This window comes from Deltaproteobacteria bacterium, assembly GCA_016223005.1.
GTDB lineage: Bacteria > Desulfobacterota > GWC2-55-46 > UBA9637 > GWC2-42-11 > JACRPW01.
Map to the genome: position 1 here is coordinate 13,638 of JACRPW010000055.1, position 6,789 is coordinate 20,426.

The 6,789-nt window shown below is 42.7% G+C and carries 8 protein-coding genes; all 8 read right to left on the reverse strand.

Features of this window, described 5'->3' with window-relative positions; translation table 11 throughout:
* On the reverse strand, positions 1 to 208 hold a 208-nt coding region (locus HZC45_06415; protein ID MBI5682780.1), incomplete at its 3' end, for a 4Fe-4S dicluster domain-containing protein.
* 212 nt (positions 209 to 420) lie between these two features.
* Entirely contained in the window at positions 421 to 948 is a 528-nt protein-coding gene (locus HZC45_06420) for a hypothetical protein (GenBank protein MBI5682781.1), read from the reverse strand.
* A gap of 98 nt (positions 949 to 1,046) precedes the next feature.
* Positions 1,047 to 2,018: a 4Fe-4S dicluster domain-containing protein gene (locus HZC45_06425; protein MBI5682782.1), complete on the reverse strand. Its 972-nt coding sequence runs from the start codon at positions 2,016 to 2,018 to the stop codon at positions 1,047 to 1,049.
* Positions 1,975 to 2,292: a GIY-YIG nuclease family protein gene (locus HZC45_06430; GenBank protein ID MBI5682783.1), complete on the reverse strand. Its 318-nt coding sequence runs from the start codon at positions 2,290 to 2,292 to the stop codon at positions 1,975 to 1,977. The genes HZC45_06425 and HZC45_06430 overlap by 44 nt, the downstream gene beginning before the upstream one ends.
* A gap of 171 nt (positions 2,293 to 2,463) precedes the next feature.
* Positions 2,464 to 3,426 (reverse strand): 4Fe-4S binding protein, encoded by a 963-nt coding sequence (locus tag HZC45_06435; protein MBI5682784.1) that lies wholly within the window; start codon positions 3,424 to 3,426, stop codon positions 2,464 to 2,466.
* A gap of 92 nt (positions 3,427 to 3,518) precedes the next feature.
* On the reverse strand, positions 3,519 to 4,391 hold the full coding sequence (locus tag HZC45_06440; GenBank protein MBI5682785.1) for a 4Fe-4S dicluster domain-containing protein: 873 nt from the start codon (positions 4,389 to 4,391) through the stop codon (positions 3,519 to 3,521).
* Between the two features lie 121 nt (positions 4,392 to 4,512).
* Positions 4,513 to 5,433 carry a 4Fe-4S binding protein gene (locus tag HZC45_06445; GenBank protein MBI5682786.1) on the reverse strand — a complete coding sequence of 307 codons (921 nt, stop codon included), beginning with the start codon at positions 5,431 to 5,433 and terminating at the stop codon, positions 4,513 to 4,515.
* A gap of 260 nt (positions 5,434 to 5,693) precedes the next feature.
* Positions 5,694 to 6,695, reverse strand: coding sequence for a hypothetical protein (locus HZC45_06450; GenBank protein MBI5682787.1), 1,002 nt, complete (start codon positions 6,693 to 6,695; stop codon positions 5,694 to 5,696).
* Between the last annotated feature and the right edge of the window lie 94 nt (positions 6,696 to 6,789).

Here is a 6,789-nt window from a genome sequence, read left to right on the forward strand (position 1 = left end):
TACATAGCATGCATCCCTGCTCTCTCGGCACTATATAAGGCGTTCCAATGTTTGATATTCCTCCATCAAGACCAACAAATTTTATCGCCTTATTCGGGCAGACCTCACCGCATATAAAACACCGGATGCACCTGCCTGCAAATTCATTTTCAGATATGGAACCGGGCGGGCGCAGATAGGCCTTTGCAGAGGCAGCCTTTTTCAGCAAAAAACCGCCGAATACTATAGCGCTGCCTAATATCAACGAGCCTTTTAGAAATATTCTTCTTGTGATATTTTCAAACATAAAATGATATTGGGCAAGAGGCGATAAATACGGGCAATAGGCGATAGGCTATAGGTGAAGGGTTTTTATAGCCCATAGCCTAATAACCCATTGCCTGTATTTATCGCCCATAGCCCATTGCCTATAGCCTGATTTTAAAACAACGGATGAAATGTCCTCCCTGTATCAAACGGCACCTGATCCCCAAGTATCTTCCACTTGCCATCCTCTTTTATAATATTGTGGGCGCCCAGACTCCATGAGTCAATTATTATTGATTCTTCTATCTCTCCGGGAATTGGGTTTTTGGGTTTACCCATTAAAGTCCCTTCGCACCTCATCCTTGCAAAGTTGCCTGAAACCTCTATTGAAAATATAGGATGTGCCAGTTCCAGATTCGTAAAGTTGTTGATAATCGTTTGCCACTGCTTCTTCGCATCATTTGCCTCTCTGCCTGAATTTATATAGTTTTTTGAAAAATTTTGCATAATACCTTCAATATCCCCTTTTTTGGCAAGAACTATAAGGTTGTCAAAGACAGCCTTGATTTCCTTAAATTCTACCGAATCCCTCTTTAGATGTTTATATGTATCCCGGGCAGGTATTTTGACAGGTTCTCCTGCAAATGAAAATGAAACAGAGGCAAAAACAATTATAACCAGCATTAAGATAATCCTTTTCATAGATGCTCCTCCTATAATTTAGGCTATAGGCAATGGGCAATAGGCAATAGGAAAAACTAGAACCTATAGCCCATAGCCTATTTACCCATTGCCTGTTTTTAGAACTTCAGCACATCAATATTCTTGGGATTAAACCCCTCATCCTCGCTCTTTTTTCTGCCCGCAGGATGCTCTTTTTCATGCTCTTTTTCTACATCCTCCAGTCTATTTATAGTATCGTCAGTAAGGGCGCGGGACTCTATCTTTTCAGTATCAAACTGCCACTGAGGCCCCCCGGTCTGGGATGGTATCTCCTGTTTTTCTCCTAAGGATGCCTCTATCAATGCCTTTTCTCCCTGATATACTATTGCTATTGCCTTCTGCGGAACAGGACACACCTCCACACATAGACTGCACCCTACACACTGGGCAGGGTGGAATGTGGGCGCATTAGGCATTGGCGCATTCCTGTCTCCTGTTGTTATAGCCTTTCCTTTATATGGACAAACCTCATAGCATGCCCAGCACAAACTTACCTTGGTCCATGCGTAGCAAACCCTTTTGTCAAGTATGGCAATGCCCATATTCTGCGGCTGACCCATTACAAGTTTATCAAATACAATCTTATTATCAGCAGGTATCTTTTCAAGGGCGTCTGTAGGACATATTGCATTGCAGAATTCTTTCTCTCTGGTAAGACATAAATCGCATCCTGTAACCTCTGGTATTATGAACGGTGTATCCGCAGCCCTGCCTCTTTCTCTGCCTAAGACCTTTATAGCCTGCAAAGGACATGTCTCAACGCACAGATAGCACTTAATGCACTTCTTTAAAAAGTCTTCTTCACCCCTTGCACCCGGCGGTCTTACAAAAAAGTCCTTTTCACCGCCCTTCATGCTGACTATTTTTTTGGAAACAGTCCAGAGCGGCTTGAATCTGTATTCTGTGCCAAAATTAAACAGCAGCGCAAAAGAACTTAAGCCGGTTGCTGTAACAAAACCCTTAAAAATATCTTTTATAAAATCCCTTCTTGTTGGTTTAGTGTTGTCATTGCCCGACTTGTTCGGGCAATCCAGTTGTAATTTCTTCATATAAATCCTTCCAATCGGGGTTTACTTCTTCAATTAGATTTAACTTCCATTTTCTATTATATTTTTTTAACCTCTTCTCTCTTTTTATGGCATTTTCCGGATCGTTGTACTGCTCATAATAAACAAGTTTATTTACATTGTATTCTTTTGTAAAACCATCTACGAATTTATTTTTGTGTTCCCAGACTCTTTTAATTAAATCCGATGTGATTCCTATGTACAAAGTTCCATTTCTTTGGCTTGCTAGAATATAAACATAATAATACTTTTCCATTTTTCTGGATTCCGTCCCCCGACTTGATCGGGGGAACAAGCCGGGGAACTGGTTAAGTTTGTATAGTCATTGCCCGACTTGTTCGGGCAATCCAGTCGTAATTTCTTCGTATAAATCCATTTTTCTGGATTCCCCGGATAAACCGGGGAATGACAAATAAAAATTTTGTCCTTAATTACTCGCCTTCCTGAACTCTTCCTTTTCTTCATTCCGTTCCCTTATTACCCCACCCCTTTGCCATGGAAATACTATTGAATACTTAAGGGCATCGGGTTTACACTTTGAAACACATTTTCCGCAATTGTCGCATTCCATGCCCATTTTGCCGCGCATAGGGTCAAGACCGAATTCACATGCAAGGTTGCATTTGCCGCAGTCATCGCAAATCTGCCTGTCAATAGTAATCTGAACAAGCCTCTTTGCGCCCATTAAAGACCATAATGCCCCGCCCGGGCAGAAATATCTGCACCATGCCCGCTGTGAAATAGATATCTCAAATATAAATATCAAAACCAGCATAACAGCGCCAGTGCCAACAGAACCAAAATATATAAGGTGAATGAGTTCTCTGTTTAAGAGGATAGGAGGGTATATAAATGAAAAAACCTGAACGCCAAGAACAAGAGAAAGCACAGCGCCTACTATCAGCATCATATATTTATTTAATCTGGCAAAACTGACATTAAATGTGTTTATCCCCACCTTCCTCAACAATGTTCTAATCTTGCTGTTTAATTCAAACATCAAGTTCATTGGACAGAGCCATCCGCAATAGACCCTGCCTAATAAGAGTGTGAGCAAAACCAGCGGCACAATGGATATAAATAATTTTGAATAAAAATCCAAACTCCCAAAGAGCGAGCCTACAAATGTAAGCGGGTCAGATATGTTGAAGTCCTTTATGGTTACAGACCAGAAAAGACTCCCTTTTAATGCCCTTGCGGTCTTTATCGGGTCATCACTTATGTATCTGACAATCCTGTCTATCTGGTCAAAGAATCTCTGCCAACCTTCGCCATCCACCATTGCAAGGCGATAATTTTCTGCAAGGACACCGTAAAGGCTCAAAAACGGGATAAATATTATCAGGACAATGCCTGATACCTGAATTGTGCGGCGGATAATTTGAAGCATGATACCCTCTTTGTAGGCTAGCGGATTTATCGGCGCATGTAACTCAAACCTTCAGGTTTGATATTCTCAAGGCTAAAGCCTTGAGTTACGATTTATTTTATAAATACTCCGCCCGGCGGTGTGCCAAAAATCTCCTCATCGCTCGGCGGTCTCTCATCTGTGCGAGGTCTGGACTTTATCTGGCGCTCGTCAAACGCCCATCTGTATGTCTGCCCTTCATCTGTAATACCCTCATATTTTTTAAGCGCCTCCATATCCCTTCCATTCACCAGTTTTACAGCCCTTTCCCTCTGCGGAAGTGGACATATATCCACGCACAAACCGCAGCCCACACACTTGTCGGCAAAAAAATTAGGGGCATTGGCAGGGTGCACAGCCCTCCTGTCTCCTGCAACAACAGCGCCTTTATATGTATAAGGGCAAATCTCCCAGCAAAGACCGCAGGCATTTGCGCCGTACCATGGATAGCATATCCTTCTGTCCAGTATGGGTATGCCCATGTTCAAGGGCTGCCCGCCCTTCATCTTTTCAAATATTATTTCTTTATCATTCGGTATCTTCTCAAGCGCATCTGTAGGACATACATAGTTGCAATACATCTTATCCCTGTCCAGACACAGGTTGCAGCCTTTAATTTCAGGGATTATATAAGGCATATCCGCATTCTTGCCCTTTTCCCTGCCTGCGATTTTTATTGCCTGAACAGGACACGCCTCAACGCATGCCTGACATTTGATGCACTTTGATAAAAAGTCTTTATCATCCCTTGCCCCGGGAGGTCTTAGAAAAAATTCCTCGCCGCCGCCCCTCTGCATCTCAATCACTTTTTTTGACTGGACTGTAACAGGCTTATAACGATATGAACTTCCAAAGTTAAGGAACAGGCTTATAAAGTTTATGCCTATGGCAAGGAAGAAACTCCCACCTATTTTGCTGATAAATTCTCTTCTGCTGAAAAAATTCACCTTAAAATACCTCTTATTCGGGGAATCCAGTTCCGTTGATTCTGGATTGCCCGGACAAGCCGGGCAATGACATTTTTATTATCTTTTGTGTCTTTTTCAGAAATGCGGGTTTCATATTCTATTACGCTCCCTTCTTAAATGGCAGCGACAGACTGTATTTCAGGGCATCAGGTTTGCACTTTGCTATGCACCTTCCGCAGTTATCGCATTCCATACCGAACTCACCCCTCATCGGGTTAAGTCCGAACTCACACGCCAGATTGCATTTGCCGCAGTCATCGCATAGTTGCTTGTCAAATTCCACTTTGACAAGCCTTTTAATGCCGAGCAGCGACCACAATGCCCCGCCGGGACAAAAATATCTGCACCATGCCCGCTGGGAAAAAGATATTTCAATAAAGAGGAGGACTATCAAAACACTCAACCCTATGCCGAATGAACGAAAATAGAAAAAATGCAAGACCTCTCTGTTTAAGATTATAGGGGGATATAAGAAATAAAGGACATGTGTGCCGATTATAATGGAAATAATAGAGCCTGTAATCAAGAGCATATATTTATGAAGCCTGTTAAAACCTATATTCAAAGGCTTTATATTCAATTTCATAAGGAGTTTTCTAAACATATTATTCAGTTCAAATATGAGGTTCATGGGGCATATCCAACTGCAGTAAACCCTGCCAAAGATAAGGGTGAGTCCTACGAGAAAAAGACTGGATACTAAAAAACTTAAATAAAAGGTTTTACTGCTGAATATATAACCCAAAAATGCAAGCGGGTCTGTTATGGTAAAACCAAAGACTGTAAATGACCAGAAGAGCGTCCCTTTAATCTCGCTTATTACTGTTATAGGGTCGTCTACAAATATTTTAAAGAGCCTGTCAGTAAATTTAAACGCGCCCTGCCATGCGTCGCCCTTTGTCATATACACATAGTGTCCTCTGTAGTAAGCCTCTACTATCTCAAGAAGCCCTAAAAACGGGAGCAAAAAGACAAGTATTAAAACAAATATTTGAATTGTCCTGCGGATTATTTGAAGCATGATAACCTCTTTGTAGGTTGCCGATTTATTTGCCTGTGCGTCCATGCACGCAGACAGGTCGGAGATTGTAACTCAAACCTTCAGGTTTGATATTCTCAAGGCTAAAGCCTTGAGTTACGATACGCCCAATAAATTGAACACCCACATATTAACATAAAACCTGCACAAAAAAACAGGGCGGGGGGTTTTTCAACCCAAACCGCCCTGTTGGTTCCCTCCTCCTAAATCCCTTGCTTATTTCTGCAAGGAAAGGGGCAATCTTATACCTTCTCTATCCTGCAAACGCCCTTCTTGTAGTCAGCCTGACCTGATACCGGGTCAAATGCCCTGTGTGTAATGAAGTTTGTCATCCACTTGTTCTTCGCAGGGTCAGGCGAGTCTGCAACCTCAAGATTCCAAGGCTGGAATACCATGCCCCTTGGAACAGAGTTTCTTGCAGGTTTTACCTTGCTGCCGTCGCCAACGCTTGCCCTGCATATAACCTCAGGCGGTTTGTTGGTAAGCGGGTCTATCCTCTTTGATAGAATCCTTACAAGGTCGCCGTCCTTGATTCCTAAAGCAACTGCATCCTCTGGATGGATTTCCAAATACTGTTCAGGCACAAGTTTCCTTGATGTTGCAGCGCGGATCGTCCTTGCTGTGTGGAAGTGCTCATACACAATGCCTGAGTTAAAGAAGTATGGGTATTTGTCTTTCGGCACCTCATCCCACTTCTTGCCCCTGTATTCAACATCAGGAGACTCTGGGAACATGCCGCCGTCCCTTGCTGCCTTTAGGACATCAAGATGGTCAATGAAGAGCCAGCCAGATTCAGTGCCTGCCTTTGCCATCTCTCCCTGAACCTCTTTGAGTTTTGTATAATCATTATGCACAAGTTTCACATTCAAGAGACCGTCAGCAGTCCTGTAGTTCTTGTAGTGCTTGTCTTTATCAGGCCAGTATTTGTCTTCCTGATGATTGAACCTGTATTTAAGTCCGCCTGCCTTTGCAACTTCATAAGTAGGCGCAGGCCACTGGATTCCGCCAAGTTCTGCCAACTGCTGATAAGGAGATTTTCCGTCCCTCTTCTCAACCTCAAGCATGCCGGATATATCTATGTCTGAACCAGGTAGTGCAGTGCCTCTTATAATCTCTCTGAAGATTTCTTCTGAATCATAGTCCATATCCCCGCCCTTCTTAACGAGTTTATATGGGAAGATTTTCTTTACATCAAGTCCAAAATTATTTGCCAGCCTCTTTCCAAGTTCAATATAGATAAACATATCTGACCTGTATCCTGGCTGGAGGTCAACGCATTTGGAGTTGACAGACAGCCTCCTTTCAGAACTTACATAGAAGCCTGATGCCTCACCCCAT